This window comes from Pseudooceanicola marinus (assembly GCF_002786295.1).
GTDB lineage: Bacteria > Pseudomonadota > Alphaproteobacteria > Rhodobacterales > Rhodobacteraceae > Pseudooceanicola > Pseudooceanicola marinus.
Genome location: NZ_PGTC01000009.1, coordinates 73,286 through 99,838, shown reverse-complemented (window position 1 = coordinate 99,838; position 26,553 = coordinate 73,286). Strand labels below are relative to the sequence as shown.

27 protein-coding genes are annotated in these 26,553 nt (G+C 68.9%); 10 read left to right on the top strand and 17 right to left on the bottom strand.

Translation table 11 applies throughout. The features are described 5' to 3' along the window. Positions 1 to 45: 45 nt before the first annotated feature. From CVM50_RS01730 to CVM50_RS01715, 4 genes are all read right to left on the bottom strand, one after another. Positions 46 to 180 carry an aa3-type cytochrome c oxidase subunit IV gene (locus tag CVM50_RS01730; protein WP_085886412.1) on the bottom strand — a complete coding sequence of 45 codons (135 nt, stop codon included), beginning with the start codon at positions 178 to 180 and terminating at the stop codon, positions 46 to 48. A 74-nt stretch (positions 181 to 254) separates the two neighbouring features. After that, the gene (locus CVM50_RS01725; RefSeq protein WP_198431833.1) at positions 255 to 713 is read right to left on the bottom strand and encodes a hypothetical protein; all 459 of its coding nucleotides are present in this window, start codon (positions 711 to 713) and stop codon (positions 255 to 257) included. Between the two features lie 43 nt (positions 714 to 756). After that, a complete protein-coding gene (locus CVM50_RS01720; RefSeq protein ID WP_085886413.1) occupies positions 757 to 1,794 on the bottom strand; it encodes an MBL fold metallo-hydrolase in 1,038 nt (345 codons plus the stop codon). Further along, on the bottom strand, positions 1,791 to 3,515 hold the full coding sequence (locus tag CVM50_RS01715) for an acyl-CoA dehydrogenase (protein WP_085886414.1): 1,725 nt from the start codon (positions 3,513 to 3,515) through the stop codon (positions 1,791 to 1,793). Before CVM50_RS01715 ends, CVM50_RS01720 begins: the two co-directional genes overlap by 4 nt. Positions 3,516 to 3,681: 166 nt before the next feature. Between CVM50_RS01715 and CVM50_RS01710 the strand changes: the two genes are divergently transcribed. Beyond that, complete coding sequence (locus CVM50_RS01710; protein ID WP_085886415.1) at positions 3,682 to 4,635, top strand: L-threonylcarbamoyladenylate synthase; 954 nt, start codon at positions 3,682 to 3,684, stop codon at positions 4,633 to 4,635. 54 nt (positions 4,636 to 4,689) lie between these two features. On the opposite strand, the gene CVM50_RS01705 is transcribed toward CVM50_RS01710, so the two are convergent. Further along, on the bottom strand, positions 4,690 to 5,256 hold the full coding sequence (locus CVM50_RS01705) for a YqgE/AlgH family protein (protein WP_268808198.1): 567 nt from the start codon (positions 5,254 to 5,256) through the stop codon (positions 4,690 to 4,692). A 169-nt stretch (positions 5,257 to 5,425) separates the two neighbouring features. Here CVM50_RS01705 and CVM50_RS01700 point away from each other — a divergent pair, with 169 nt between their 5' ends. Then, complete coding sequence (locus tag CVM50_RS01700; RefSeq protein WP_085886417.1) at positions 5,426 to 6,238, top strand: protein-disulfide reductase DsbD domain-containing protein; 813 nt, start codon at positions 5,426 to 5,428, stop codon at positions 6,236 to 6,238. A gap of 96 nt (positions 6,239 to 6,334) precedes the next feature. Here CVM50_RS01700 and CVM50_RS01695 read toward each other — a convergent pair whose 3' ends face one another. From CVM50_RS01695 to CVM50_RS01680, 4 genes are all read right to left on the bottom strand, one after another. Continuing rightward, positions 6,335 to 9,724, bottom strand: a complete 3,390-nt coding sequence (locus CVM50_RS01695; RefSeq protein ID WP_085886418.1) for an efflux RND transporter permease subunit — start codon at positions 9,722 to 9,724, stop codon at positions 6,335 to 6,337. 4 nt (positions 9,725 to 9,728) lie between these two features. Beyond that, positions 9,729 to 11,216, bottom strand: coding sequence for an efflux RND transporter periplasmic adaptor subunit (locus CVM50_RS01690; protein WP_085886419.1), 1,488 nt, complete (start codon positions 11,214 to 11,216; stop codon positions 9,729 to 9,731). A gap of 130 nt (positions 11,217 to 11,346) precedes the next feature. Continuing rightward, a complete protein-coding gene (gene moaB, locus CVM50_RS01685; RefSeq protein ID WP_085886420.1) occupies positions 11,347 to 11,880 on the bottom strand; it encodes a molybdenum cofactor biosynthesis protein B in 534 nt (177 codons plus the stop codon). A gap of 40 nt (positions 11,881 to 11,920) precedes the next feature. Further along, positions 11,921 to 12,757, bottom strand: coding sequence for a uracil-DNA glycosylase (locus CVM50_RS01680; RefSeq protein ID WP_232618123.1), 837 nt, complete (start codon positions 12,755 to 12,757; stop codon positions 11,921 to 11,923). A gap of 101 nt (positions 12,758 to 12,858) precedes the next feature. Here CVM50_RS01680 and CVM50_RS01675 point away from each other — a divergent pair, with 101 nt between their 5' ends. The 5 genes from CVM50_RS01675 (at position 12,859) to CVM50_RS01655 (ending at position 17,251) form a co-directional block, all read left to right on the top strand. Next, positions 12,859 to 13,812 carry an aspartate carbamoyltransferase catalytic subunit gene (locus CVM50_RS01675; RefSeq protein ID WP_085886421.1) on the top strand — a complete coding sequence of 318 codons (954 nt, stop codon included), beginning with the start codon at positions 12,859 to 12,861 and terminating at the stop codon, positions 13,810 to 13,812. Between the two features lie 174 nt (positions 13,813 to 13,986). Then, positions 13,987 to 14,586, top strand: coding sequence for a hypothetical protein (locus tag CVM50_RS01670; RefSeq protein WP_085886422.1), 600 nt, complete (start codon positions 13,987 to 13,989; stop codon positions 14,584 to 14,586). A 131-nt stretch (positions 14,587 to 14,717) separates the two neighbouring features. Next, positions 14,718 to 16,013 (top strand): dihydroorotase, encoded by a 1,296-nt coding sequence (pyrC, locus tag CVM50_RS01665; protein WP_085886423.1) that lies wholly within the window; start codon positions 14,718 to 14,720, stop codon positions 16,011 to 16,013. Continuing rightward, a complete protein-coding gene (gene plsY / locus CVM50_RS01660) occupies positions 16,000 to 16,611 on the top strand; it encodes a glycerol-3-phosphate 1-O-acyltransferase PlsY (protein ID WP_100148413.1) in 612 nt (203 codons plus the stop codon). The genes pyrC and plsY overlap by 14 nt, the downstream gene beginning before the upstream one ends. Before the next feature lie 94 nt (positions 16,612 to 16,705). Beyond that, positions 16,706 to 17,251: a GbsR/MarR family transcriptional regulator gene (locus tag CVM50_RS01655; RefSeq protein ID WP_085886424.1), complete on the top strand. Its 546-nt coding sequence runs from the start codon at positions 16,706 to 16,708 to the stop codon at positions 17,249 to 17,251. Between the two features lie 50 nt (positions 17,252 to 17,301). On the opposite strand, the gene CVM50_RS01650 is transcribed toward CVM50_RS01655, so the two are convergent. The 5 genes from CVM50_RS01650 to CVM50_RS01630 form a co-directional block, all read right to left on the bottom strand. Continuing rightward, positions 17,302 to 17,676 (bottom strand): hypothetical protein, encoded by a 375-nt coding sequence (locus tag CVM50_RS01650; RefSeq protein WP_085886425.1) that lies wholly within the window; start codon positions 17,674 to 17,676, stop codon positions 17,302 to 17,304. A gap of 126 nt (positions 17,677 to 17,802) precedes the next feature. Beyond that, complete coding sequence (locus CVM50_RS01645; RefSeq protein WP_085886426.1) at positions 17,803 to 19,173, bottom strand: glutamate--cysteine ligase; 1,371 nt, start codon at positions 19,171 to 19,173, stop codon at positions 17,803 to 17,805. Between the two features lie 79 nt (positions 19,174 to 19,252). Then, positions 19,253 to 19,783: a hypothetical protein gene (locus CVM50_RS01640; protein WP_085886427.1), complete on the bottom strand. Its 531-nt coding sequence runs from the start codon at positions 19,781 to 19,783 to the stop codon at positions 19,253 to 19,255. Next, positions 19,780 to 20,658 (bottom strand): GNAT family N-acetyltransferase, encoded by an 879-nt coding sequence (locus CVM50_RS01635; RefSeq protein WP_085886428.1) that lies wholly within the window; start codon positions 20,656 to 20,658, stop codon positions 19,780 to 19,782. Before CVM50_RS01635 ends, CVM50_RS01640 begins: the two co-directional genes overlap by 4 nt. Next, complete coding sequence (locus CVM50_RS01630; RefSeq protein WP_085886429.1) at positions 20,658 to 21,404, bottom strand: 16S rRNA (uracil(1498)-N(3))-methyltransferase; 747 nt, start codon at positions 21,402 to 21,404, stop codon at positions 20,658 to 20,660. The genes CVM50_RS01635 and CVM50_RS01630 overlap by 1 nt, the downstream gene beginning before the upstream one ends. 11 nt (positions 21,405 to 21,415) lie before the next feature. Here CVM50_RS01630 and ubiA point away from each other — a divergent pair, with 11 nt between their 5' ends. The 3 genes from ubiA to pufQ are packed head-to-tail and all read left to right on the top strand — an operon-like array spanning position 21,416 to position 24,804. After that, entirely contained in the window at positions 21,416 to 22,393 is a 978-nt protein-coding gene (gene ubiA, locus CVM50_RS01625) for a 4-hydroxybenzoate octaprenyltransferase (RefSeq protein ID WP_085886430.1), read from the top strand. A 59-nt stretch (positions 22,394 to 22,452) separates the two neighbouring features. Continuing rightward, positions 22,453 to 24,423: an OmpA family protein gene (locus tag CVM50_RS01620; protein WP_085886431.1), complete on the top strand. Its 1,971-nt coding sequence runs from the start codon at positions 22,453 to 22,455 to the stop codon at positions 24,421 to 24,423. Between the two features lie 3 nt (positions 24,424 to 24,426). Further along, a complete protein-coding gene (gene pufQ / locus CVM50_RS01615) occupies positions 24,427 to 24,804 on the top strand; it encodes a cytochrome PufQ (RefSeq protein WP_143515551.1) in 378 nt (125 codons plus the stop codon). 219 nt (positions 24,805 to 25,023) lie between these two features. Here pufQ and CVM50_RS01610 read toward each other — a convergent pair whose 3' ends face one another. Genes CVM50_RS01610 through pgsA form a run of 3 tightly spaced genes read right to left on the bottom strand, consistent with a single transcriptional unit; the run spans position 25,024 to position 26,439 of the window. Next, positions 25,024 to 25,482, bottom strand: a complete 459-nt coding sequence (locus tag CVM50_RS01610; protein ID WP_085886648.1) for a molybdenum cofactor biosynthesis protein MoaE — start codon at positions 25,480 to 25,482, stop codon at positions 25,024 to 25,026. A 10-nt stretch (positions 25,483 to 25,492) separates the two neighbouring features. Continuing rightward, positions 25,493 to 25,738, bottom strand: a complete 246-nt coding sequence (moaD, locus tag CVM50_RS01605) for a molybdopterin converting factor subunit 1 (protein ID WP_085886649.1) — start codon at positions 25,736 to 25,738, stop codon at positions 25,493 to 25,495. Between the two features lie 38 nt (positions 25,739 to 25,776). Next, complete coding sequence (pgsA, locus tag CVM50_RS01600; protein ID WP_085886433.1) at positions 25,777 to 26,439, bottom strand: CDP-diacylglycerol--glycerol-3-phosphate 3-phosphatidyltransferase; 663 nt, start codon at positions 26,437 to 26,439, stop codon at positions 25,777 to 25,779. Positions 26,440 to 26,553: the final 114 nt, after the last annotated feature.

The following is a 26,553-nucleotide window of genomic DNA, read 5'->3' as shown; positions in this document are numbered from 1 at the left end:
AGATCGGCCCTGCTGGGCTTGCCCCCCGACGCGGCAGGCGCGGGATCAGCTGTTGAACAGGGCGAGGATGACCAGCACGCCGATCGAAATGCCGCAGACCCACATCGCGGCCTTGATAAAGCCCTCGAAGGTCTTTTCCTGCGGTTCAATGTCCATTTCGCCATGCTTGTGCTCGGCCATCGTCTATCCTCCCGGTGGTCGTTACAGGGCCGGGAATACTGCAAAGATCGGCCCCTGTCACCTGTTTCGGTCGCTCAGGTGGCGGTGTTTTCCAGATCCCGCCGCAGGCGGAAGCCGATGCGGGCAGGCTCCGCCACCTCGGGGCGTTTCGGCATCGCCCGCAGGATCACCGACAGCTGGCTGACATGCTGCACCAGCTGGGTTTTCGCCCCCTGGGCATCGGTGCCGGTGAAGGTCACGATATCGGGGTCGAAATAGCCCATCCCCTCGATCCGCAGAACGCCCGCGTCACCGCCGGCGAAGCCCATGGCGACCTCCTCGTCGCCGTTCAGACTTTCCTCGAACTGCTGGATGTAGAGGATCAGCCGCTCATAGGCCCAAGCGGCGGGGCTCTTCTTCTCCACCGGCTTGTCGATCACGTTCTCGGGCAAGGGCCCCTGCGGCGCGCGGCCATCGGAATGCACCTCGTGCCGGCAGGGCAGCACCGCGTCCTCGGCCATCTCGGCACTGGTCGATACCATGGTTTCGCGCATCTCGGTCCTCTCTCCTGCCCACTTGGGACGCGGAGGCGGCCGGTCAGTGGCTCTGCCACTCCCAGGCGCCATCCGCGCGCAGCCGCCGGGTGATCTCACCCCGCTTGTGAAGGTAGTTAAGATGCGCGAGGGATTCGGCCATGGCCAGCCCGTAATTTCCCTCGTCGATGCGGCGCATGAACAGCTGCGGGAAGCAGTCGACCACGGTGCGCGGGGTGGCGAGGAAGTCCTTCAGCCGCTCCACCCCAGAGACATGGTTGTCGATCATCTGCCGCAGCCGCATGGGCAGCCCTGTGTAGGGCAGCTTGTGACCGCCCAGCACCAGCTGGTCCTCGCGGGCATGGGCGGCCAGGCGACGGCTGGCCTCCAGGAACTCGGCCATGGGATCGGCCTCGGGTTCGGTCACATGGACGCCGATGTTGGGGCTGATCGACGACAGGAGCTGATCGCCCCCCAGCACCAGAGCGTCGTCCCGGGACCACAGCGTGACATGCTCGGGCGCGTGGCCGTTGCCCATGCGGATGTCCCAGTCGCGACCGCCTGCGCGGATCACATCGCCTTCCTGCAGGCGGGTGTAACCCGGCGGCAGGCGGTGAACCGCGTCGACGAAGTTGAAGGGCCGGCCCCCCTCGCGCTTGGCGCGCAGCTCCGGGTCCATCCCGGCGCGAGTCCAGAAGGTCACCGCCTGTTCGGTCGGGCGCGTTTCCTCGTCGAGGATCAGCATCCGCGCCATCAGCCAGGAGGTGCGCGAGGTCAGCAGCTCGGCCCCATGGTGTTTCATGAACCAGCCCGCCATGCCGATGTGATCGGGGTGGTGGTGGGTGATCAGCACGCGGGTGACGGGTTTGCCCGCCAGGGGGCCCGCCAGCAGCTCCTGCCACAGCGCCTTCGCCTCACGGGTATGGATCCCGGTATCCACCAGGGTCCAGCCGTCACCATCGTCCAGCGCGTAGATGTTCACGTGGTTCAGCGCCATGGGCAGCGGCAGACGGATCCACAGCACGCCCTCGGCGATCTCCACCGCCTCCCCCGGGGCTGGCGCCTCTTCCCAGGGGAAACGGATGGCGCCCGCGACGGTCACGCCGACAGGTCCTCTATGCTCAGCGCATAGAGGTCCGCGGCCCCTGCGGTGGCGTGGGCCAGCAGGCCCGCATGTTCCGGCAGCAGACGTTTCAAGTAGAAGGCGGCCAGGCGCGAGCGCGGTCCCTCCCCGCCCTCGGCCAGTGCGGCCTTCAGGTGGTAGTAGCCGCCCAGCACCCGGGCGAAGCCCATCAGGTAGGGCACGCAGCCGGCGAACCGCTCGTTCAGGTCGCCCTGTGCCAGCATCCACTCGGTCGCCTCGCGCAGGGTCTCGATGGCCTGCCACAGCGGTTCGGCCAGGGTGTCGCAGCTGGCGCGCGCCGTTTCGGTGAAGGCCTGCATCTCGTCGATCAGGGCAAAGGCCGTCTCGCCCTTGTCCATCATCTTGCGCGCCACCAGGTCCATGGCCTGAATGCCGTTGGTGCCTTCGTAGATCGCGGTCACGCGGACGTCGCGGTAATACTGCGCCGCGCCCGTCTCCTCGATGAAGCCCATGCCGCCGTGCACCTGCATCCCCATCTCGGAGACGCGCATGCCGGTTTCGGTGCCGAAGGCCTTGGCGATCGGGGTCAGGAAGGCGGCGCGCGCCTTCCACTCCGCCTCGCCGGTGGCGTGGCCCATGTCGATGGCCACGGCACAGGCCAGGGCGATCGAGCGGGCGGTAAAGATGTCGGCACGCATCTCGCCCAGCATCCGGCGGACGTCGGCGAAATCGGCGATGGCGCCGGTGCCCCCCTTGCCCTCCAGCGGGGTGCGGCCCTGCTTGCGCTCCAGCGCGAACTCCAGCGCCTTCTGGTAGGCCCCTTCGGCCGCGCCCAGCCCCTGGATGCCGACGCCGAGGCGCGCGTTGTTCATCATGGTGAACATCGCGGCCATGCCCTTATGCTCCTCGCCGACCAGCCAGCCGGTGGCGCCGTCGTATTCCATCACCGCGGTCGGGCTGCCGTGCAGGCCCATCTTGTGCTCCAGGCTGACCACGCGCAGGCTGTTGGCCTCACCCAGCGAGCCGTCCTCGTTGGGAATGTACTTGGGCACCATGAAGAGGCTGATGCCCTTGGTGCCCGGCACCCCGTCGGGCAGGCGTGCCAGCACCAGGTGGCAGACGTTGCCGCCGAAATCGTGATCGCCCCAGGAGATGTAGACCTTCTGCCCCGAGATCGCGTAGGTGCCGTCGCCGTTCGGCACGGCCTTCGAGCGCAGCGCGCCCACGTCGGACCCGGCCTGCGGCTCGGTCAGGTTCATCGTGCCGGTCCATTCGCCCGAGATCAGCTTGGGCAGGTACATCGCCTTCAGCGCGTCGCTGGCGTGGTTTTCCAGCGCCTCGATCTGACCCTGGGTCAGCAGCGGGTTCAGACCCAGCGACAGACAGGAGGCCGACAGCATGTCGTTCATCGCCGAGGTCAGCGCCAGCGGCAGCCCCATGCCGCCGTTGTCTTCCGCCGCCGACAGACCCAGCCAGCCGCCCTCGGCCAGCGCGCCGAAGGCCTCCTTGAAGCCCTTGGAGGTGCGCACGACACCGTTTTCCAGCATCGCCGGATCGGTGTCGCCATCGCGGTTGATTGGCGCCCAGACCTCTTCGGACAGGCGGGCCAGCTCGCCCAGAATCGCGTCGACCGTGTCGGAGGAGGCTTCGGCAAAGCGATCGGTTGCGGCGACCTTGTCGAAATCGACGACATGATCGAAGATGAACCGGACGTCATCGACGGGGGCGCGGAATGGCATTTGGGTCTCCTCCCTCAGCATCTTGGCAAGCTGCGGCACCGGCTGTAGGACAGCCCGGCCCGAGTACGACATCTAACCGCGACCCGGTGGGCATCAAAGTCAAACGCGGCGTCACAACTCCCGCATTGCGGAAGAGCGGAGCCGGGCCAGAGGCATACGTATCAGCATGGTAAAGACCGAGATCCTGGGCACCGATGCCACCGCGCTGACCCGCGCGGCGGATCTGCTGCGGGCCGGGTCGCTGGTGGCGATGCCCACGGAAACGGTCTACGGGCTGGCCGGGGACGCGGGGTCCGACGCGACGGTGGCCGCGATCTATGCCGCCAAGGGCCGCCCCTCGTTCAACCCGCTGATCGCCCATGTGGCCGACATGAACATGGCACAGCGCCTGGCCGATTTCCCGCCCGAGGCGCTGGCGCTCGCCCGCGCCTTCTGGCCGGGCCCGCTGACCCTGGTGCTGCCCCTGCGCGCCGGGGCTGCCGTCGCGCCGCGCGTCACCGCCGGCCTGCCCACCCTGGCGATCCGCATGCCCGCCCACCCGGCGGCGCGTGCCCTGCTGCGCGAATTTGGCGGCCCGCTGGCCGCCCCCTCGGCCAACCCCTCGGGCCGGATCAGCCCGACGGAACCGGCCCATGTGATCGAGGGTCTCGGCGGGCGCATCGCGGCGGTGATCGACGGCGGCCCCTGCGACGTGGGCGTCGAATCGACCATCCTGTCGGTCGCCCCCGACGGCGCCCTGCGCCTGCTGCGCCCTGGCGGTATCGGCGCGGAGGAAATCCTGGAGCGCACCGGCCTGACCTTGCCCGCCCCCGAGGCGCAGGCCCAGAAGATCGAGGCGCCGGGCCAGATGCTGTCACACTACGCGCCACGTGGGCAGGTCCGGCTGAACGTCACCGATCCGCGCCCGGACGAGGTGCTGCTGGCCTTCGGCCCCTCCGACAGCCGCTACTCGCTGTCCGAAACCGGGGACCTGGCCGAGGCCGCGGCCAATCTCTTCCGTCGCTTGCATGAAATGGACCGCGACGGGATCGAGCGGATCGCCGTGGCGCCAGTGCCAGAAACGGGCATCGGCCGCGCGATCAATGACCGGCTGCGCCGTGCCGCCGCGCCCCGGGGCTGATCCCGGCAGGCAGATTTGCCGAAAATCGGAACGGCGACGGGCGGTCTGCCCCGGTCAGGCGCGGCCCGCGACCGCCGAGAGGCTCAGCGGATCGATCCCCAGGCTGGACATGGCCAGGTCCCACTTGCGATCATCCTCGGCCTCGAAGACCAGGCCGCCGGTCGGATCGCCGACCAGCCAGCCGTTCTGCGCGATCTCGTCTTCCAGCTGTCCGGGTGCCCAGCCGCAATAGCCCAGGGCGACCATCGCCAGCATCGGGCCCTGCCCAGCGGCGATATCCTCCAGCACGTCGAGGGTCGCGGTCATAGCGAACTGCTCGTTCACCTGCAGCGTCGACATCTCGGTATCGTAATCGGGGGAATGCAGGACGAAGCCGCGCTCCATCTCCACCGGGCCGCCGGCATAGACGGATCGGCCCGACAGGTCGGCGCAGCGGGGGATCTCCAACTGGTCGAGAAGGGACGGCAGGGACACATGGTCGGCGGGCTTGTTCACCACGAGGCCCATTGCACCTTCGTCCGAATGTGCGCATAGAACGATCACCGTGTTGGCGAACCGTTCGTCAGACAGGCCTGGCATCGCGATTAGGATCTTGCCAGTGAGATCGAATAGTCCAGGCAATTGCTCTGCCCCCACGACTTGTACCTAACCCCACCTCGTCTCTTTTGACGCGCTCTCGCATCATTTGCAACCGTTAAGGCGCTGTTCAGCACCCAAACCTGAAGCCCTCTCACGCCTGTCTCTGCTTTGTGAGTTGGCAATTCGCCCGTCTGTCGCCATGTCTAAGGCCATGATCAGACCTGTTGCTCGCCTTCTCTCCCTGTTCTCGCTGCTGATGGCCGCCCTGGCGCCGCCGGCGGTGGCAAATCCCTACGCCGAGTATCTGACTGCCCGCATCCTGCCCGGCTGGCGCGAGGCCGACGGGACCCATGTGGCGGGCCTGGAACTGACCCTGGCCGACGGGTGGAAGACCTACTGGCGCCAGCCCGGCAGCGCGGGCATCCCGCCCAGCTTCAACTGGTCGGGGTCCGACAACCTCCAGCGGGTCGAGGTGATCTGGCCCCGACCGGAGGTCTTCGAGCTGTCGGGAATGCGCTCCATCGGCTACCACGATCACGTGGTGCTGCCCCTGCGCATCGCGCCGACGCGCGACGGTGCCCCGGTGGAGCTGCGCGGCGATATCTTCCTGGGCATCTGCGAAAATGTCTGCGTGCCGATGGATATCAGCGTGGCCGGCACCCTGCCCGCCGGCGGGGATCGCACCCCGGCCATCGCCGCCGCGCTGGCCGGCCGGCCCTACAGCGAGCAGGAGGCGCGGGTCAGCTCCGTCACCTGTGCCGTGCGCCCCAAGGACAAGGGCCTGCTGATCGAGGCGCGCATCCGCATGCCCTCGGCCGGAGGCACCGAGGTGACGGTCTTCGAGCCGCATGTGCCCGGTGCGGTCGTGTCGGATTCGGTCAGCCGCCGGGAGGGCGACACGCTGGTGTCCAAGGCGATCCTGAGCCCCGGCGCCTCGGGCCTGCACCTGGATCGCTCGCGCCTGAAGATCACCGTGCTGGGCCACAACTACGCGGTCGAGATCGAGGGCTGCCCGGCCCGCTGAGGCGGGGAAAGCCCTGCTCCTGCCGTCCTCCGGGTCTGTTCGCAGCTGATGTCACCGCGCTGCCCGGTGTGAGCCGTCCGGTGTCAGCCCCCTGTCTCAGGCCGTGCCTCTGGCGTGCCGGCGCAGGGTCAGTCCCGCCACCGCGAAGAGCGCCAGCACGATCACCGCCGCCCCGGCGAGATAGAGCAGCAGCGCCGACGCCAGTCCCCCGCTACCGGGCACCAGCCCCGCCAGGACCGACGGCAGCGCCCCCTGCCACAGGACATGGCCCAGGGTGGCCGCGAACCATCCCAGCACCAGCGCCAGACCCAGCCCCATCAGGGTCCGCAACCCGCCCGCGCGGCGCGTACGCAGCGCCCGGCCCAGCCCCGCCCGCATCCGTCCCATATCGTCCTGCATCGCCATCAGCGCCGGCACCACCAGCAGCACCAGCACCATGCCGAAGCCCAGCCCGTAGACCAAGGTGATGACCGTGGGCATCAGGAACTGCGCCTGGCTGGATTTCTCGTAAAGCAGCGGCGCCAGCCCCATCACCGTGGTCAGCGTGGTCAGCATCACGGGCCGCAGACGGTCGGCGGCGGCGTCGATGATCGCCGGGCGCAGGCCCCGCCCTTCGGCATATTCATCGACCGTGGTCACTAGCACGATGGAATCGTTGATGATGATCCCGGTCATCCCCAGCAGGCCCACCACCGTGAACATCGACAGCGGCACCCCCCAAAGGGCATGGCCCCAGAAAGCCCCGACCAGGCCGAAGGGAATGATCGCCATGACAACCAGCGGCCGCGTCCAGCTGGCAAAGACCCAGGACAGCACGAGGTAGATCCCCGTCAGCACCATCATCAGCCCGAAGAACGCATCGTCGAGGAAATCATCCTCCTGCTCCGCCAGGCCCGAAAGGCGGAACTCCACCTGCCGTTCGGCGGCGATGCGCGGCAGGATCTCGGTTTCCAGGGTGCGCAGGATCTCCTCGGCCCGCGCCGGGTCGTCGTCGGAAATCTCTCCGTTCACCGACAGCAGGCGCAAGCCGTTCTCGCGCCGCACGGTGGAGAAGCCGGAACGGCGGTCGACCGTCACCAGATCCGCCAGCGGGACGTAGACGCCCTCGGGGCTGCGCAGCATCATCCGTTCGAGAAAATCCGCCGACAACTCCTCCTCCGGCAGTTCCACCCGGATCTCGGCCGATCGCGGCCCCACTGGGTAGGTCGCCGCCTCGATGCCGTTCAGACGGTTGCGCAAAACCCGGCCCAGCTCATCCACCGAGAAGCCAAGCGCCTCCCCCTGCGGGGTCAGCTCCAGGATCATCTCTTCCTTGTCGTAGGACAGGTTGTCCTCCACCGCCGAAACCTCGGGGTAGCGCAGCACGGCTTGCTGCAGGTCCTGGCTCGCGGCCTTCAGGGTATCCGGGTCCGCGCCCGAGAACTGCACATCGAGCGAATCGCCCGCCGGGCCGGAGCCCCAGCCGCGGAAGCTGACCACCTCGGCCAGGGGGTGCTGCTGCACCTCCTCCTGCAGGGCGCTGACGAAGGCGGAGCTGGAATAGGGGCGGAAATCGGGGTCGATCAGCTCGATGGTGATCGAGCCCAGTTGGTCCGGCTCCTTGCTGTCCGATCCCGACAGGGGCCGGCCCGAGTTGCCGCCGATCTCGGCAATGGCATAATCGACCGGGTTCACCCCGTATTCGGCCTCATACCGCGCGCCCAGGGCCTCGGTGGCGCGCTGCATCTCGCGCATCATCGCCAGCGTGTCGTCGCGGGTGGCGCCCGGGGCCATCATGAAGTTGCCGGTCACCGACCCGCGTTCCGGCGAGCTGAAGAAGCGCCATTGCAGATCGCCACGGATGAAGTTCGACATCTGCCCGGCGAAGATCACCAGCACCAGGGCCAGCACCGGGTAGCGCAGGCGGATGACCAGCCCCATGGCCGGGCGAAACAGCCGGTCGCGCACCCAGCCGAAGCCGCGGTTCACCTGGCGCGACGGCCAGTCGTACCAGCGTTCCTCGCCGGAATGGGCCAGGGCGTGGGACATGTGGTTGGGCAGGATCAGGAAGCATTCCACCAGCGAGGCCATCAGCACCACGATGACGGTGAAGGGGATGTCGGCGATCATCTCGCCGAAGCGGCCCTCGATCACGGTCAGGCCGAAGAAGGCGATCACGGTGGTCAGCGTGGCCGAGAAGACCGGCATGGCCATGCGCTTCGCCGCGCCCTCGGCGGCCTCCACCGGGCCTTCGCCCCGGCGGCGCACGCGGGCATCGGCGTATTCTGCGACCACGATGGCGTCATCCACCACGATGCCCAAGGTGATGATCAGCGCGAAAAGCGAGATCATGTTCAGGGTCAGACCGAAGGCATACATTAGCGCGATGGCCGTCAGCATCGACACCGGGATCCCGGCGGCCACCCAGAAGGCGGAGCGCGCGTTGAGGAACAGGAACAGCAGGCACAGCACCAGGCCCAGCCCCATGGCGCCGTTCTCGATCAGGATGTCGAGGCGGCCGGTGATCTGTTCGGACCGGGTGCGGATCAGGTCGATCGACGTGCCCTCGGGCAGGGTCGGCAGCATCTCGGCCGCGACCTTCTCCACGCTGTCCTGGATGGCGATGGCGTCGCCCGTGTCGGACCGGTCGACGCGGACGGAAATCGCCGGGTCGTCGCCAACGAAATAGGTCCGCTCGCGGTCCGTGCCCTCGACCCGCACGCGGGCCACGTCGCCCACGGTCAGCGCCGCGCCATCCTCGCCCCGGCGCAGCACCAGCGCCTCGATCTCCTCGGCGGAGCGTTTCTCGCGTCCCGTCCGGACCCGCGCATTGGCCCCGGTCACGTCGCCCGCGGGGGAGGCATCGACCTCCGCCCCGATGGCCTGGGCAATCTCGGCCATGGTCACGTCATGGGCGATGAGGTTCAGCGAGGGCACCTCGACGATCACCTGCGGCGCCGAGAGGCCCCGGATCGTGGTGCGGGTCACGCCCTCGGCAAAGAGCCGGGTGACGAATTCATCGGCAAAACGCGCGATCTGGTCCACCCCCACAGGGCCGGTAATGACCACGTCGGTCACCCGATCGCGCCAGGCGGATCGGCTGACCTCCGGCTCCTCGGCCTCCTCGGGCAGGTTCGACACCCCGTCGACGGCGCTTTGCACGTCATCGGCGGCGCGGGCCATGTCCCAGCCCGGCTCGAACTCCAGGCTGATGCGCGCCGACCCTTCGGTGGAGCGCGCCTCGGAGGACATCACCCCCTCGACCGTCATCAGTTCCGGGTCCAGCAGCTGCACGATGGCGCGGTCCACGTCCTCGGCGCCCGCGCCATCCCAACGGACGGAGACACTGATCGTGTCAACGATGATGTCGGGGAAATACTGCGCCCGCATGCGCGGCAGGGCGGCGACGCCGGCGGCCAGCATGACCAGCAGCAGCAGGTTGGCGACCGTGCGGTGGCGGGTGAAATAGCTCAGCAGGCCGGTGGCGCGGCGGGGGACGGGGCGCATCGGCTCAGCCTCCGCGCCGCTGTTCGAGGCGTTCGATCACCTGCGCCGGCACCTGCGGCTGATCGAGCTGCGCCAGAAGACGTGCGCGCACCTTCTGCGGCAGGCGGTCGTTGCCCTCGACCATGGCCACCAGTTCGGCGCGGCGCTCGGGCGTCAGGGGGATCATCTGCGCGGCCTCGGCGGGGCCCGCGGCACCCTCCGCGCCTGCGTCGGTCGCGGCCTCCGGGCCGCCCAAGGGGCGCACCAGGATCCCCTGCCCCAGAAGCGGCGTGCGTTCGGCCACGATCAGGCGGCCTTCCAATGCGGGCGCGCGCACCAGGATGTCATCGCCCTGGCGGCGCACCAGCTCGGCGGGCCATTCCTCCAGCCGGCTGTCGTCATTGATCGCCAGCACCAGCCCATCGGCCGACAGCGCCGTGGCCGGCAGGCGGATCAGATCCTCCAGGGGGCGTTCCTGCACGCGGACGGTGACGAAATCGCCGGGCTTCAGCCCCGGCGCCGGGCCCAGTTCGGCCAGCAGCATCCGGCCCGTCTGCCCCTCGCCCACGGCGGCGCTGTCGCGGCGGATCTCGCCCTCGGCCGAAAGGGTCGTGCCGAAGACCTCCAGCGCGGCCTCGACCGGCAGCGGCGGCAGGCGGCCCGCGTCATCCAGCAGGCGCACGTATTGCGGGGTGGAGACGCGGAAGGCGACGTTCAGCGCATCGGGGTCGATCAGCTGCGCCAGGGCCTCGCTGGCCGAGACGCGGCGGCCTTCCACCAGGTCCACGCCCGACAGCTTCCCGTCGAAGCCCGCGCGGATCACCGTGTCGGTCAGGTCACGCTCGGCCTCGTCGCGGTCCAGCTCCGCCCGGCGCAGGGCGGTAGCGGCGCTGTCGACCCGTGCCTCGGCTACGGCCAGGGCGTTGCGCGCCGACAACACGGACTGCCGCGCGGCGGAGGCGGCCAGCTCGGCGTCCTCCTCTGCAGCGGCGGATCCGACACCACGTTCGATCAGGGTCTGCTGTCGTTCCAGCGCGCGCTGACGCAGCGCCGCCTGGTCCTCGGCGGCAACAAGCGTGTCGCGGGCGATCTCCAGCGCGCGGGTCGCGTCGCGCTGTTCGGCCCGGGCATCGGCCAGGTCCGCCTCGGCGCGGTCCCGCGCGGTTTCGGCCTGCGCCGGGTCCAGCCGCAGCAGGACCTGCCCCGCACTGACCTGCCCGCCTTCAACGAAATCGTCCGACAGTTCCACCACCTCGCCGCCCACGGCGGCGCGGATTTCCAGGGTGCGGCGGCTTTCGACCTCGCCGAAGACCGTCAGCACCGGAGCCACGGTGCCCGCGCGGGCCTCGACCACGTTCACCGCGAACTCCCGTTCGCGCCCGCGCGGCATAAACGGTTCGCGCGCCATGCGCACCTGCACCGCGTCATAGACCAGGCTGCCCGCGTAGGTCAGCAGGCCCAGGGTCAGGGAAAGGAGGAACAGCCCCAAGAGGCTGCGGCTGAGAAATCTCATGCGGTTCGGTCCCGTCAGATCGGCGCGGCAAGGGTCATGGCGGCCAGCCTGCACCACGCCCGGTCAGTCTCCAACAAACAATACGGTTATGACGATCTACACGATCACTTGGAACGTCTTACGCAGAGGTTCACGGTTTCCGTCGCAGATGTTCATCCAGACGGGGCATAATTTCGACGAAATTGCAGGGCGCGTGGCGGTAATCCAGCTGTTTGACCAGGATCTCGTCCCAGGCATCCTTGCAGGCGCCCGGGCTGCCGGGCAGCGCGAAGAGGTAGGTCCCCCCCGCCACGCCGCCCGTGGCGCGGCTTTGTACCGCGCTGGTGCCGATCTTGTTCATCGAGACGATGGTGAAGACCGTGGCGAAGGCCTCGATCTCCTTCTCGTAGACATCGCGGTGCGCCTCGACGGTCACGTCGCGCCCCGTCAGCCCGGTGCCCCCGGTGGAGATCACCACGTCGATGTCCGGATCGGCCACCCAGGCGGCCAGCTGGTCGCGGATCCGGGGGCGGTCGTCGGGCAGGATGTGGCGCGCGGCCAGGACATGGCCCGCCGCCTCGATCCGCGTCACCAGCGTGTCGCCCGACCGATCCTCGGCCAGGGTCCGGCTGTCGGACACGGTCAGCACGGCGATGCGCACGGGGATGAAGTCTTTCTCGCTCATCGGATCTCCTCCTCGGGGCGCACCAGGTCCGGGCCAGGCGTCAGCCCCGGTCCTCCAGCCGCGCCTTCAGCGACAGCAGGTCCGCCCAGGCCTCGCGCTTGGCATGGGGCTGGCGCAGCAGGTAGGCGGGGTGGGTCATCGGCAGGGCGGGCAGGCCGAAGGCCTCGGCCCAGGTGCCGCGCAGTTTCAGGATACCACGTTTCTTCAGCGCCGCCTGGCAGGAAATATTGCCCATCAGGATCAGCACATCGGGATTTGCCAGCGCCACGTGCTTCTGCACGAAGGGCAGCATCATGGCGATTTCCTCGGGCTTCGGGTCGCGGTTCTGCGGCGGCCGCCAGGGCAGCACATTGGTGATGTAGACCGCTTCCTCCGGCTCCTCGGCGTCGCGCGCCAGGCCGATGGCGGCCAGCATCCGGTCCAGCAGCTGGCCCGCCCGCCCGACGAAGGGGCGCCCCTCGCGGTCCTCGTCGCGGCCCGGCGCCTCGCCCAGGATCATCACCTTCGCCGCCGGATTACCGTCGGCGAAGACCAGGCTGCGGGCGCCGCGCTTCAGCTCGCAATGCTCGTAGGCGGCCAGGGCCTCGCGCAGGCCCTCCAGGCTGGTGGCGCCCTCCGCGGCCTGGCGGGCGACCTCCACCGCATCGATCTCCTGGCGCGGCTGCACCGGGGTTTCGGGGGCGTGGGTCTGCCCCTGCGCGCGCGCCGGCGCCTTCGGGCGCTCGGCCTCCACGGCGAAGCGATCGACCGGTGCCTCGGCCATGCATTCGTCGACGCCCATCTCGATCTGCCATTCCAGAAGGGCACGCGCCAGGTGCCAGTCCATCTGGCCGGCGGGCATCTCTGCGATCATGTCGAGGGGGGGCTGCGATTCCATGGCGCCACCCTATCCTGCCGTCTGCGCGGGGAAAAGCGCGCCCCGCTTGCCGCGCGCCCCTGCCCGCGCCTATAAGGCCCCAAACGAGCGGGAGACAGCAGATGAGCTTCAGGCAACAGCACCTTCTGGGCATCGAACGGCTGGCCCCGGATGAGATCACGACCCTTCTCGACCTGGCGGAGGATTACGTCGCGCTGAACCGCTCGGATGACAAGCATTCCGAGGCCCTGGCAGGTCTCACCCAGATCAACATGTTTTTCGAGAATTCCACCCGCACCCAGGCCAGTTTCGAACTGGCGGGCAAACGACTGGGCGCGGACGTGATGAACATGGCGATGCAGGCCAGCTCGGTGAAGAAGGGGGAGACCCTGATCGACACCGCACTGACGCTGAACGCCATGCACCCGGACCTGCTGGTGGTGCGCCACCCGAACTCGGGCGCCGTCGACCTGCTGTCGGAGAAGGTGAACTGCGCCGTGCTGAACGCCGGGGACGGGCGGCACGAACATCCCACCCAGGCGCTGCTGGACGCGCTGACCATCCGCCGCGCCAAGGGGCGGCTGCACCGGCTGAACATCGCGATCTGCGGCGACGTCGCGCATTCGCGCGTGGCGCGGTCGAACCTGCTGCTGCTGCACAAGATGGAAAACCGCATCCGCCTGGTCGGCCCGCCCACCCTGGTGCCCGGCGCCTTCGCCGAGCTGGGCTGCGAGGTCTACGACAGCATGGAAGAAGGTCTGAAGGACGTGGACGTGGTGATGATGCTGCGCCTGCAGAAGGAACGCATGGACGGCGGTTTCATCCCTTCGGAACGCGAGTATTACCACCGCTACGGCCTGGACGCCGAGAAGCTGGCCCATGCCGCGCCCGATGCCATCGTCATGCACCCCGGCCCGATGAACCGCGGCGTCGAGATCGACGGCACCATCGCCGATGACATCAACCGCAGCGTGATCCGCGACCAGGTGGAAATGGGCGTGGCCGTGCGCATGGCCGCCATGGACCTTCTGGCCCGCAACCTGCGCGAGCGCCGCGCGGCAGAGGCCGCCGCATAGCGGCGCGCGCCCCGTCGGCCTCCGTCGCCGAAGCACGGCATCTGAGGAAACGCGGAACCCAGACCCCGAAGATCGGGTTTGAATGTATAGCAGACGGTCAGAAGGTCTTTTCCCTGATCGAGGGGATCCGCGACTGACAGACCGCCTGAGCACAGTCGCAACACGAGGCCCGCCATGTCGCCGTCAGACCCCGTCATCCCCGCCAGCGCCGAGGTGCTGACCCTGACGCCCGCCGATCGCAGCGCCGTCTACCTGCTGGCCGTCGACCCCGAGGCACCGCAGATGGCCGCCCTTCTGGCGCCGCGCCGGTTGAACGGAGAGACCGGCGCCACCCTCGCCACCCTGCTGGGCCTGCCCCCCGAGGCCGAGGATGAGCTGGAATTGGTGAACCCCGCCGACCTGGAGGGCGTGGGCCTGTCGGGCTATCTGACCGAAGGGCTGGGCCTGGATCCGGAGGAGGTCACGCCGGACCGCGCCCGGCTGGACGCAGTGACCGCGCCGGTGGTCCTGCTGCGCGGGCGGCTGACGGGGCTGGAGGACCGGGTGCTGCCGCTGCCGCGCGGGCTGTCCCTGCTCGGACGGTATGACGCCGATTACACCCCCATCGGGCTGGGCCAGATCCCCACGCGCACGGCCACCGCTGGCACACTGCCGCCACCACAGGGGCCCCTGCCCGGCCCCTTCCGCCTGTCGCGGCCCTGGCAGATCACGCTGATCCTCACCGGGATCGTCGCCCTGGGCCTGCTGTTGTGGGTCGCCCTGGCGCTGATTTGACGGCGCGGGGCCATCGGCGGCGGGGCCACGGGGCCGGACCCAGACCGGACGGGGGCCATTTCCCCCCTCCCCCCTCGTCCCCCGATGGCGTATAGCGGGCGCAACGACGCAGACGACAGGCAGGCGCGCCCATGACCACGACCCTTCTCACCAATGCGATCCTGATCGACCCCGAGGCGGGCACCGAGGCCCCCGGCAGCCTGTTGATCGGCGAGGGCCGGATCCTGGCCACCGGCGCCGAGGCGGAGGCCCATGGCGCCACCGAGGTCGTGGATTGCGGCGGCAAGTACCTGGCGCCGGGCATCGTCGACATCGGCGTAAAGGTCTGCGAACCGGGCGAGCGCCACAAGGAGAGCTTTGGCACCGCCGGACGCTCCGCTGCCGCCGGCGGCGTCACCACCATCGTCACCCGCCCCGACACCGATCCGTCGATCGACAACCCCGAAACGCTGGAATTCGTCACCCGCCGCGCGCGCGAAGCCGCGCCGGTGCGCGTCCTGCCCATGGCCGCGCTGACCAAGGGCCGGCAGGGGCGCGAGATGACGGAGATCGGCTTCCTTATGGATGCCGGCGCCGTGGCCTTCACCGATTGCGACCATGTCGTCACCGACACCAAGGTCCTGCAACGCGCCCTGACCTACGCCCGCGCCCGCGGCGCGCTGGTGCTGGGCCATATCCAGGAACCGGGCCTCTCGGCGGGCGCCTGCGCCACCTCCGGAAAGTTCGCCGCGCTGAAGGGCCTCTCGGCCGTGTCGCCCATGGCCGAACGGATGGGCATCGACCGCGATGTCTCGCTGCTGGAGATGACCGGCGCGCGCTACCACTTCGACCAGGTGACCACCGCCCGCGCCCTGCCCGCGCTGGAACGGGCCAAGCGCAACGGCCTGGACGTGACCGCCGGCGTCTCGATCCACCACCTGACGCTGAACGAATACGACGTTTCGGACTACCGCACCTTCTTCAAGGTGAAGCCGCCGCTGCGCGCCGAGGAAGACCGCCAGGCGGTGGTCGAGGCCGTGGCCTCCGGTCTGATCGACACCATCAGCTCGATGCACACGCCCCAGGACGAGGAAAGCAAGCGCCTGCCCTTCGAAGAGGCGGCAAGCGGGGCGGTGGCGCTGGAAACCCTGCTGCCCGCCGCGATGCGGCTGGTGCATGCGGGCGATCTGACCCTGCCGGTGCTGTTCCGCGCCCTGTCGCTGAACCCGTCGAAACGGCTGGGGCTGGAAACCGGGCGGCTGGCCACCGGCGCCCCCGCCGACCTGGTGCTGTTCGACCCACATGCGCCCTTCGTGCTCGACCGGTTCAAGCTGCGTTCGAAATCGAAGAACACCCCCTTCGACTCCGCCCGGATGCAGGGCCGTGTCCGCGCGACCTGGGTGGGTGGGGCGCTGGTCTTCGGCGAGGTGTCCTATGTGGCTGCCTGAGCTGACCTCCCCCGCGCTGACCCTGCTGCTGGCGGGCGGCCTGGGCTACCTGCTGGGGTCGATCCCCTTCGGCATCGTCATCGCCCGCGCCTTCGGACTGGGCGACCTGCGCCAGATCGGATCGGGCAACATCGGCGCCACCAACGTGCTGCGCACCGGCAACAAGCTGGCCGCGCTGCTGACCCTGATCTGCGACAGCGGCAAGGGCGCGGCGGCGGTGCTGATCGCGCGGGCCCTGGCCGATGCGGATGCGGTGCAGCTGGCGGGCTTCGCCGCCTTCCTGGGCCATTGCTTTCCGGTCTGGCTGGGTTTCAGGGGCGGCAAGGGCGTGGCGACCTATCTGGGCACGCTGCTGGCGCTGTTCTTCCCCGTGGGTCTGGCGGCCTGTGCCACCTGGGCCTTCACCGCGCTGGTCTTCCGCATTTCGTCCCTGTCGGCGCTGGTGGCCGCAGCGGCGGTGCCGGTCTGGCTCTGGGCCTTCGACAGACCCGGGATGATCGTCCTGGCGATCGCCCTGGCGGTGCTGATCTACATTCGCCATGCGCCCAATATCCAGCGCCTGCTGGCCGGCGAAGAGCCCCGGATCGGGAAAAAATAGGCGAAGGTCGCGCTGCGGGCTCGGCTGTGTTTTGGAATAGACCGGACCCGTGCTAAGTCTGTTCACAGCACAGGGCAGACGGAGAACCGGTCACATGGTCGAACTGACCCCGGCGATGCAGGCGATGATCCTGCATTGGGGTGAAATGGGCAGCACGTGGGGCCTGAACCGCTCTGCCGCGCAGATGCTGATCCTGCTGCACCTGTCGCCTGATCCGCTCAGCGCCGGCGAGATCAGCGAGACCCTGGGCCTCGCCCGCTCCAACGTGTCGGCGGGTCTGAAGGAGCTGCACGGCTGGCAGGTGATCGAGGGCAGCCGCCACCTGGGCGACCGCAAGGAATATTTCACCGCCCCCCGGGACATAACCGTGCTGGCCCGCGCAGTGATCGCCGCGCGCCACGAACGCGAGGTCGCCCCCTATCGTGCCGCGCTGGACACCCAGATGGCCGCCGCCACCCGCGACGGCACCCCCGCGCCGGTTCTGGCGCGCCTGCGCGAAACGGCCCGGGTCATGGATGCGCTCGACAACAGCGCGCGCCAGGCCCTCGACGACACGCTGACCGCGCTTGCCGATGAAGCCGCAAGCCAAAGCCAGAACGACACGGCCAAGCCGAAGAAGAAAAAGAAGAAGACCAGCTGACGCGAAGGCCCCCTCGCCGCTGATGCGGCGCCAGCGCCCTGGCCCCGGGTTCACTCCGTGGGGGTGGTCTCGATCAGCTTCACCAGGCGGGTCATACGGCGGTAGATCCCGGTCAGGGTCAGGGCCGCGCCGCTCAGCAGGATGATCGACAGGTAACCGGCCAGAAGGACCGCCCCGGCGCTGAGCCAGACCGCCAGCGCGCTGCCCTGCACGGCGTCGGGTAACGGCTCTCCCGTGATCTCCGCAGCCATCCGCTGCGCCTGCATCTCCGTACCCATGCCCAGCATCGACAGCGGACCGTCCAGCTCGGCCAGGGTCACCTGGCCCATCACCATGCCGGCGGCGGCCAGCGTCACGCCCAGAGCGGCCAGCAGGCTGAAGGCCAGGATGACGGCCTCGAAGGCCCGGATCATGAAATTGCGCATCACTGTCCCTCCGACGGGCCCGCCGCAGCAGGCAAAGGCCCGACACCCGGGCGGCTCACCAGATACCAACGTTGCCGTGGGCGGGGCGGTTTCCCGCCCGCGCCATGACCTGGCGTTCAGGCCGTCTCAGTAGGAGTATTCACCGAAGACGCGGGAGATGTCGCCACCCCATTCGCCGTTGTACTTGTCCAGAAGTTCGTCGGCCAGCACCTTGCCGCTGTCGACGCTTTCCTTCAACGCGTTCAGGAAATGGGTCTCATCGGGGATCAACCCGCCGGCCCCGGGGCGCGCCCGCGCCTTCAGACCGCTTTCCGCGATTGCCAGGACCTCACGCGCCAGGTCGTGCATGTCGATGCCGTCGACCATGGCCTGCAGCCCCTGATCGGCGGCGGCGATGCGCAGCGCCTCGCGTTGCGGCGCGGTCCAGCCCTTCACCAGGTCCCAGGCCGCATCCAGCGCGCCCTGGTCGTAGGTCAGCCCGACCCAGAAGGCCGGCAGGGCGCAGAGGCGGCGCCAGGGGCCGCCATCGGCGCCGCGCATCTCGATGAACTTCTTCAGCCGCGCTTCAGGGAAGATCGTGGTCAGGTGATCGGCCCAGTCCGACAGCGTGGGCTTCTCACCCGGCAGCGCCGGCAGCTCGCCCTTCAGGAAATCGCGGAAGGACTGACCCAGGGCATCGATGTACTCGCCGTCGCGATAGACGAAGTACATGGGCACATCGAGGGCGTATTCGACGTAGGCGTCAAAGCCGAAGCCCTCATCGAAGACGAAGGGTAGCATGCCGGTGCGTGCCGCATCCATGTGGCGCCAGACCCAGCTGCGATAGCTCTTCATGCCGTTGGGCTTGTTCTCGAAGAAGGGGGAATTGGCGAAAAGCGCGGTGGCCACGGGCTGCAGGGCCAGGGCCACGCGCATCTTCTGCACCATGTCCGCCTCGGACCCGAAGTCGAGGTTGACCTGCACCGTGCAGGTGCGGCGCATCATGGTGGTGCCCGTCGTGCCCACGGTGTTCTGGTAGGCATCCATCAGCTTGTACCGCCCCTTGGGCATCAGCGGCATCTCGTCATGGGTCCAGGTGGGCGCCGCGCCGAGGCCGATGAAGCCCACGCCGATATGGTCGGCGATGCTCTTCACTTCCTTCAGGTGCTCGTTCACCTCGTCGCAGGTCTGGTGGATCGTCTCCAGCGGAGCGCCCGACAGCTCCAGCGCGCCGCCCGGTTCCAGGCTGACGTTGGCGCCGTCCTTCTGCAGACCGATCAGCTTGCCGCCCTCCTCCACGGGCGCCCAGCCGTAGCGGTCGCGCAGGCCCGAAAGCACCGCGTGGATCGACCGCTCGCCCTCGTAGGGCAGCGGTTTCAGGCTGTCGGTGCAGAAGCCGAACTTCTCGTGCTCGGTGCCGATACGCCAGTCTTCCTTGGGCTTGCAGCCCAGCGCCAGGTATTCGGCCATCTGCTCGCGCCGCTCGATGGGGCCGCCGCCCGATTGGGGAATGGACATGGGGAGGATCTCCGTCGGGGTATCTGTGCCCGGTCAAGGGGCGTCGGGATCCATTACCTCAGCCGAATTCCACCGGGTGTCAATGCAGGCGCAGCCTTGCCCGTTCCCAGATCACGACCGATTGAGCCCCGGATCCCCCCGCTTGCCCGCTCGCCGCGCGCTGCACCTCGGCCACAAGGCGCGAGGTGCGAATGTCCGGCAAGGCCGCGAAGACGTCGAAAAGCGCCTCGGCGCCTTCGGCGTTCAACGGGATCTCAAGCGGCGGCTGGCCGGGCTGGCTGAGGCGCCAGCAGGGCGGTGTGCGGCCCGCGTCCAGTTCCAGTTTCGAGATGTCCGACAGGGCCACCACGCCGCCGGTGAAAGGGCCAAAATATCCCACCTGGCCCTCGGTCACCTGCACCACACCCGCGCCGCCCGCCCCGGTGCGGAAGCGGCCGCGCTGCACACCGGTCACCGCCAGCGCCAGGCCGATCAGCGCCATGACGCCGCCGATCCAGGGGATGTAGCCATGCGCCGTCAGCGCCCACCACAGACCCCAGACCAGCAGGGCCGCGCCGATCAGCGCCTCGCGCCAGCGCATAAGGGCGGTCTTCACCTCGGGTCGGATCATGCGGGCCCCTCCCCGGGAATGGTCAGCAGACGGTCGGCAAGCGCCACGCGGTAGTCGCCCACGCGGACGAAGCCCAGAGCCTCATAGGCGCGGGCCGCGGCGGCATTGTTGGCGAAGAGGACGGCCAGACGGGTGTCCGCCTGCGCCTCCTCCTGCAAGAGCGCGCGGGTGACACGCCGGCCCAGCCCTTGGTTGCGCGCCTCCGGCGGCACGAAGACGCCGCCGACCTGCACCACGTCCCCCACGCGGGCGTTGATGGCTGCCATGGCCACCGGCTGGCCGTTGTCCAGCATCAGCCGCATGGGGAAGCCAGCGATGGCGGCACGGGCCCGCGACAGGGCGTCGGCGCGCGCCTGCACCGCGTCGGCATGTGCCGTGCCGATCTCGGCCTCGTAGGTCGCGAACCAGTCGGTCAGCAGCGCCTCGTCCCCGGGCTGCGCCGGGCGGATCACCTCGTCCCCTGCTGGCAGGTCGCGCAGGGCCAGACGGTACAGCGGCTCGACATTGTCATGCGCCACCGCACCCGCCAGCCCCAGGGCCGACAGCAGCCGCGCGGCCATTTCCGCCTCGCCGGTCAGTGCACGGAAACCCTGTCCGGCCCAGGCGCGCGCGGCGCTGGCAAAGGCCTCGGGTTCCAGCCCCGGGCATTGCACCAGGGTGTAACCGCCCGAGGTCCGGCCGAAGACAGCGCGGAGCGGCCCTTCGGCGGGGAAGATCAGAAACTCGGTCGCATGGGGATGATCGCCCGGCCCCACGCCATGGGCCGCCAGGTTGCTGCGCAGGAACATCGAGGTTTCTGGATAGCGGGCCAGAAAGGCCTCCAGCGCCGCTGCATCCTCGGGGCCGGCGCGCCGCAGGGTTTCGGACGCGGCCATCACCAATCCCCCAGGGTCGCCTGCCACAGGGTCAGCGCGGCCACGGCGGCGGTATCGGCGCGCAGGATGCGCGGGCCGAGCTGCACCGGCCAGACGAAGGGCTGGCTGTGCAGCCGACGACGTTCGGCGGGGGAGAAACCACCCTCGGGGCCGATCAGCACGGCCCAGGCCCCCCTGGGCGCATCGGAGAGAGGCCGCGGGGCGCCGTCGGGCGTGCCGTAGCTGGCATCGGCGAAGGCCTCGTCGCAGACCATCAGCTGCCGGTCTTCCGGCCAGTCGGCCAGCAGGCGATCCAGCTTCACCAGATCCTCCACCTCGGCAACATGGGTGGCACCACATTGCTCCGCCGCCTCCACCGCATGGGCCTGCAGCCGGTCGCGGCGGATGCGTTCGGCATTGGTGAATTCGGTCTGCACCGGCTGGATCTTCGCCGCGCCCATCTCGGCCGCCTTTTCGACGATGAAGTCGGTGCGCGCCTTCTTGATCGGGGCGAAGAGCAGCCAGAGGTCGGGCGGATGGGATTGCGGCCGCGACTGGCTGCGACAGACGAGTTCGCCGCCGCGTTTGCCGGCCTGCGTCACCTCCGCCTGCCATTCGCCATCGCGTCCGTTGAACAGCGCCACCATGGTCCCTTCGCCCTGGCGCATCACGCCAAAGAGATAATGCGCCTGGTCGCGTTCGAGCGGAACGGTTTGCCCTTGCCCCAGCGGGTGCTCTACACAGAGCCTGATCTTCGCCATATCCATGAGGCCTACATATGACCAGCGGACCCACGACGCCAGAGCAACGCACCCTCGCCGGTCAGGTCTCTGACGCGGTCAGCGGCAACTGGGTCGACACGCTCGCCCCTGCCTGGACCCGTCCCTACCTGCGCCTCAGCCGCGCGGACCGGCCGATCGGCACCTGGCTGCTGCTGCTGCCCTGCTGGTGGGGTCTGTTCCTGGCCATGGCGGCGGGCGGCGATCCGCGCTGGCAGGACCTGTGGATCTTCCTGGGCTGCGGCGCCGGCGCCTGGCTGATGCGCGGCGCGGGCTGCACCTGGAACGACATCACCGACCGCAAGTTCGACGGCATGGTCGAGCGCACCAAGTCGCGGCCCATCCCCTCGGGGCAGGTGACGACGCAACAGGCGGTGGCCTGGATGGTGATCCAGGCGCTGGTGGCCTTCTGCATCCTGCTGACCTTCCCCCTGCCCGCCATCGTGCTGGGAATCATCGCGCTTGGCCCGGTCTGCATCTACCCCTTCGCCAAGCGGTTCACCTGGTGGCCGCAGATCTTCCTCGGACTGGCGTTCAACTGGGGCGCCCTGCTGGCCTGGACGGCGCATAGCGGATCCCTGGGCTGGCCGGCGGTCGTCCTTTACGTCGCGGGCATCGCCTGGACGCTGTTCTACGACACCATCTATGCCCACCAGGACAAGGAGGACGACGCGCTGATCGGGGTGAAATCCACCGCACGGCTGTTCATGGACCGCACGCCGGCCTGGCTGGCCCGCTTCCTGGTGGCCGCCGTGTCGCTGATGGGTCTGGCGGTGATCCTCGCCGTCATGCCGCGCCAGGACCCGTCGGCGCTGATCCTCGCCCTGCTGGGCCCCTGGGCCATGGGGTTCCACCTGCTGTGGCAGCTGAAAACCTTCGACAGCGAGAACATGGACGGGCTGCTGATGCTCTTCCGGTCCAACCGCAATGCGGGCCTCCTGCCCTTGCCGTTTTTCGCCGTTGCCTTTCTGCTGTGATTGCAACCCCTCCCCCGCGCCTTTAGAGAAAGCGTGACTTCAACGACGCAAGACCGCCCATGCGACTTTCCGCCATCGCCATCCTTTCCGGTGCCTTCGCGACCGCAGCCGCCGGCAGCCTGGTCGCCGCCGGCTTCACGGTCCGTCTGGTCGAGAACAACTCCGAGATCACTGTCCGCAATTCGCTCGACATGAACGACCTCGGCTGGGCCGAGGTGAAGGCCGACGGGCTGCAGGTGATCCTGTCGGGCGTGGCGCCCACCGAGGCGCGCCGTTTCTCGGCGAAATCGGTGGCCAGCTCGGTCGTCGATGCCTCGCGGGTGATCGACGAGATGGAGGTCGAATCGCGGACCGGCATCGCCCCGCCGCGGTTCTCGGTCGAAATCCTGCGGAACGGGGCGGAGCTGTCGCTGATCGGGCTGATCCCCATGCAGTACGACCGCGACGCCCTGGTCGAACGCGCCGGGCGCCTGAGCGGCGTCGACGAGGTGTCGGACCTGCTGCAGACCGCCGATTACCCCGTGCCCGAGGGCTGGGGGGACACGATCGACTATGCGCTGGAGGCCCTGCGCGAGCTGCCGCAGTCGAAAATCTCCCTCTCCGCCGGCGAGGTGTCGATCACCGCGATGAGCCGCAGCGCCGATGAAAAGCGCGAGATGCAGGCCGCGCTGACCCGCGCCGCGGGCACCGACATCGACCTGACGATGGATATCTCCGCGCCGCGCCCGATCATCGCGCCCTATACCCTGCGCTTCGTGCTGGATGACGAGGGCGCGCGTTTCGACGCCTGTTCCGCCGACACCGAGGCGGCGCGCGACCGCATCCTGTCCGCCGCCCGCTCCTGGGGGGCACCCGACACGGCCGGCTGCGTGATCGGCCTGGGCGTGCCGTCCTCGGACTGGTCGCGGGCCGCGTCGATGTCGATCCGCGCCGTGGGCGAACTGGGGGGCGGCACCGTCACTTTCTCGGATGCCGACATTTCGCTGATCGCGGCCCAGGGCACCGGCTCCGGCCTTTTCGATCGCGTCGTGGGCGAGCTGGAGAACAGCCTGCCCGAGGTCTACTCCCTGTCCGCCGTGCTGCCCGAAGCCCCCGACGAAAAGGCCGAGGGTCCGCCGGAATTCACCGCCACGCTCAGCCCCGAAGGGATGATGCAGATCCGTGGCCGCCTGGGGGACGAGATCACCCGCCGTGCCGCCGAATCGCTGGCCCGGGCGCGCTTCGGCTCTGAAAACGTCTATGCCGCCGCGCGGCTGGACGAGACACTGCCGGAGACCTGGCCCCTGCGGGTGCTGACCGCGCTGGACGCGCTGTCGCAGCTGTCCAACGGGTCTGTCACCGTCACGCCCGATGCCGTTGAGATCCGCGGCAACACCGGCAATGCCGAGGCCAGCGACGCCATCGCGCGCCTGCTGAGCGAGAAGTTGGGCGCCTCGGGCACCTACGACATCGCCGTCACCTACCGGGAAGAACTGGACCCGGTCGCCTCGATCCCGACGCCGGAGGAATGCCTGGCGGATCTGCAGGCGATCCAGACCGCCGATCAGAAGATCAATTTCGAACCCGGCTCGACGAATGTGGACGCCGCCAGCCTCGATCTGCTTGACCGCATGGCCGAGGTGCTGAAGGAATGTCCCAACCTGCCGCTGCAGATCGCCGGTCACACCGACAGCCAGGGGCGCGAGGAAATGAACCTCAGCCTGTCGCAGCAACGCGCCCAGGCCGTGCTGAACGAGCTGCGCCTGCGCCGCGTTCTGACCCGCACATTCGAGGCGGAAGGCTATGGTGAAACCCTGCCGATCGCTGATAACGGGACCGAAGCGGGCCGCGAGGCGAATCGCCGGATCGAGTTCAGCCTGATCGGCACCGCCGACGAAACGGCGGAAGATGCGTCGGAGGAAACGGGCGCGACCGCGCAGGACACGGCACAGGATACGGCGGAGGCCGCAGACGAAAGTGACGACGCGGCGGCGGAGGATGGCGATGGCGCTGACGACGCGGACACAGAGGCCGGCTCGGGCGACGAGTAAGAGATATTCCGGCCGGGCGCCCGCCCGGCCACGACGACGAGGACCCACCGGGTGAACAGGACCGAATTCATCATAGCCACGGCCATCATTCTGTTCGTGGCCTTCTGCCTCGGCTGGTTCGCCTACTGGCTGATCCATCGCTTCACCCGGGTGGCCAGCGCCGACATCGGCGAGCTGGAGCGCATGGCGCAGGAGTTGCACGAGGCCGAGGAGACGCGCGACCAGGCGATCACCTACCTGCAGCAACGCGAGGCGGAGCTGACCAACCAGCTGTCGCAGACCGAGGCGGAGCTGTCGGCAGCGATGGACGGTCTGCGCGAGGCCCGGTCCGAGGCGGAGGAACTGCGCGCCTACATCGAGCGCGTCCACCAGCCCGGCTGAGGCGCCCTGACAGGCCACGGCAGGGGGCTCTGCCCCCGTCTCCGGTCCGGAGACTCCCCCGGAGTATTTTCAACGAAGTGAAGACAGGGGCGTGACGCCCTGCAGGCCAAGGTGTCAGCCCGGACTGCCGCCGAGGCCTCTCGTGCAGCCCCTCAGGCTTCACCTTGTCTGAAATACTCCCGCCGGAGGCATCGGCCGCAGGCCGACCGGGGCGGCGCGTCAGCCCTGACGCCAGCGGTCCAGGGCGGCTTCATCCTCGGCCTTGGCCGCGACCCAGCTTTCGCCCGCCTCGGTCGTTTCCTTCTTCCAGAAGGGCGCGCGGCTTTTCAGGTAGTCCATCAGGAAATCCGCCGCCGCGAAGGCCGCCGCGCGATGCGCCGAGGCCGTGGCGACCATCATGATCGGCTCTTCGGGGCGCATCAGGCCGTAGCGGTGCAGGATCAGGACGGGGCCCAGATCCCAGCGGCCCGCGGCCTCCTCCGCGATGGCGGTCAGCGCCTTCTCGGTCATGCCGGGGTAATGCTCGATCTCCATCGCGTGCAAACCGCCACCCGGCAGGTCCCGGACCAGCCCGGTGAAGGTGACCACGGCGCCGGCGCCGGACCGGGCGGCGAGCTGGTGAAAATCGCCGAGCAGCGCGCCGGGATCGAAGTCCGCCTCCTGCACGCGGATTTGCAGGTCGCCCATCTCAGCCTCCGGTCATCGGGGGGAAGAAGGCCACCTCGCGCACGCCGGCAAGCGGCGCGTCGAAATCGGCCAACTCCTGATCCAGCGCCACACGCACCGCCGAGAGGTCGGAAAAGGCCAGGGCATAGCGATCCTCGCGCGCGGCCAGTTCGGCGACCAGTTCCGCCGGAGTTTCGGCCTTCGTCTCCCAGGTTTCGCGCGGCAGGCCGATGCGTTCACGCAGCCAGGCGAAATAGACGATCTGCAGGGATTGCATGGTTTCCTCCGTCGCGTGTCGGGGGCGCGTCACTCGTCGCGCAGATGCGGGCGGGCCTTGAGGAAGTAATCCGCCCCGGTGATCACCGTCAGCACCGCCGCGATCCAGACCAGGGCGAGCCCGGCCCAGGTGGCGAGGTCGTTGAGCAGGAAGAGCGGACGCAGGCCCACGTCATCCGGCGCCTCGCCATCGAGGATAGCCGTGACATGGCCGTTGTCGAGGCCGAAGACCGCCTCGCCCAGGGTGTGTTCCACGATGCCCTGCGCCAGCAGCACGGCGATGGCGACCATCTGCGCCGTGGTCTTCCACTTTGCCAGCTTGGTCACCTTCAGCAGACCAGCGGTGTCGCCCAGGTATTCGCGCAGGCCGGAAACGAAGACCTCGCGGAAGAGGATCAGCGCGGCGGGCAGGATCAGCAGCGCCGAGAGTGTGGAGAAATGCGCCAGCACCATCAGCGCGATCACCACCATCGCCTTGTCGGCAATCGGGTCCAGCATGGTGCCCAGTTTCGACACCTGCTGCCATTTGCGGGCCAGGTAGCCGTCGGCGTAGTCGGTCAGCGAGGCGACGACGAACAGGACCAGCGCGCAGGCGTCGGCAAAGGGCCGGGGCAGCGCCAGGAAACAGATCGCGATGCCGGGCGCGGCAGCCAGGCGCAGGAGGGTCAGCAGGTTGGGCAGTGTCAGTTGCATGCCCCCCTCCTACTCCGCCGCGCACGCCGGGGAAAGATCCTTCGCGCAGGCGTGAGGTGCCGAATGTTTTTTCCACCTTTGCCCCGGGATTGCCGCCCCCCATCTTGCCTGCCG

Bases quoted from the DNA above. Each gene is read 5' to 3' on its own strand.
- CVM50_RS01640 (WP_085886427.1), bottom strand. From the start codon at position 19,783: ATGATCCGACCCGAGGTGAAGACCGCCCTTATGCGCTGGCGCGAGGCG.
- CVM50_RS01725 (WP_198431833.1), bottom strand. From the start codon at position 713: ATGCGCGAAACCATGGTATCGACCAGTGCCGAGATGGCCGAGGACGCG.
- CVM50_RS01620 (WP_085886431.1), top strand. From the start codon at position 22,453: ATGCGACTTTCCGCCATCGCCATCCTTTCCGGTGCCTTCGCGACCGCA.
- pgsA (WP_085886433.1), bottom strand. From the start codon at position 26,439: ATGCAACTGACACTGCCCAACCTGCTGACCCTCCTGCGCCTGGCTGCC.
- CVM50_RS01715 (WP_085886414.1), bottom strand. From the start codon at position 3,515: ATGCCATTCCGCGCCCCCGTCGATGACGTCCGGTTCATCTTCGATCAT.
- CVM50_RS01630 (WP_085886429.1), bottom strand. From the start codon at position 21,404: ATGGATATGGCGAAGATCAGGCTCTGTGTAGAGCACCCGCTGGGGCAA.
- CVM50_RS01700 (WP_085886417.1), top strand. From the start codon at position 5,426: ATGATCAGACCTGTTGCTCGCCTTCTCTCCCTGTTCTCGCTGCTGATG.
- CVM50_RS01680 (WP_232618123.1), bottom strand. From the start codon at position 12,757: ATGGAATCGCAGCCCCCCCTCGACATGATCGCAGAGATGCCCGCCGGC.
- CVM50_RS01650 (WP_085886425.1), bottom strand. From the start codon at position 17,676: ATGCGCAATTTCATGATCCGGGCCTTCGAGGCCGTCATCCTGGCCTTC.
- plsY (WP_100148413.1), top strand. From the start codon at position 16,000: ATGTGGCTGCCTGAGCTGACCTCCCCCGCGCTGACCCTGCTGCTGGCG.
- CVM50_RS01690 (WP_085886419.1), bottom strand. From the start codon at position 11,216: ATGAGATTTCTCAGCCGCAGCCTCTTGGGGCTGTTCCTCCTTTCCCTG.
- CVM50_RS01635 (WP_085886428.1), bottom strand. From the start codon at position 20,658: ATGGCCGCGTCCGAAACCCTGCGGCGCGCCGGCCCCGAGGATGCAGCG.
- CVM50_RS01670 (WP_085886422.1), top strand. From the start codon at position 13,987: ATGTCGCCGTCAGACCCCGTCATCCCCGCCAGCGCCGAGGTGCTGACC.
- CVM50_RS01695 (WP_085886418.1), bottom strand. From the start codon at position 9,724: ATGCGCCCCGTCCCCCGCCGCGCCACCGGCCTGCTGAGCTATTTCACC.
- CVM50_RS01730 (WP_085886412.1), bottom strand. From the start codon at position 180: ATGGCCGAGCACAAGCATGGCGAAATGGACATTGAACCGCAGGAAAAG.
- ubiA (WP_085886430.1), top strand. From the start codon at position 21,416: ATGACCAGCGGACCCACGACGCCAGAGCAACGCACCCTCGCCGGTCAG.
- CVM50_RS01655 (WP_085886424.1), top strand. From the start codon at position 16,706: ATGGTCGAACTGACCCCGGCGATGCAGGCGATGATCCTGCATTGGGGT.
- CVM50_RS01710 (WP_085886415.1), top strand. From the start codon at position 3,682: ATGGTAAAGACCGAGATCCTGGGCACCGATGCCACCGCGCTGACCCGC.
- pyrC (WP_085886423.1), top strand. From the start codon at position 14,718: ATGACCACGACCCTTCTCACCAATGCGATCCTGATCGACCCCGAGGCG.
- CVM50_RS01645 (WP_085886426.1), bottom strand. From the start codon at position 19,173: ATGTCCATTCCCCAATCGGGCGGCGGCCCCATCGAGCGGCGCGAGCAG.
- CVM50_RS01675 (WP_085886421.1), top strand. From the start codon at position 12,859: ATGAGCTTCAGGCAACAGCACCTTCTGGGCATCGAACGGCTGGCCCCG.
- moaB (WP_085886420.1), bottom strand. From the start codon at position 11,880: ATGAGCGAGAAAGACTTCATCCCCGTGCGCATCGCCGTGCTGACCGTG.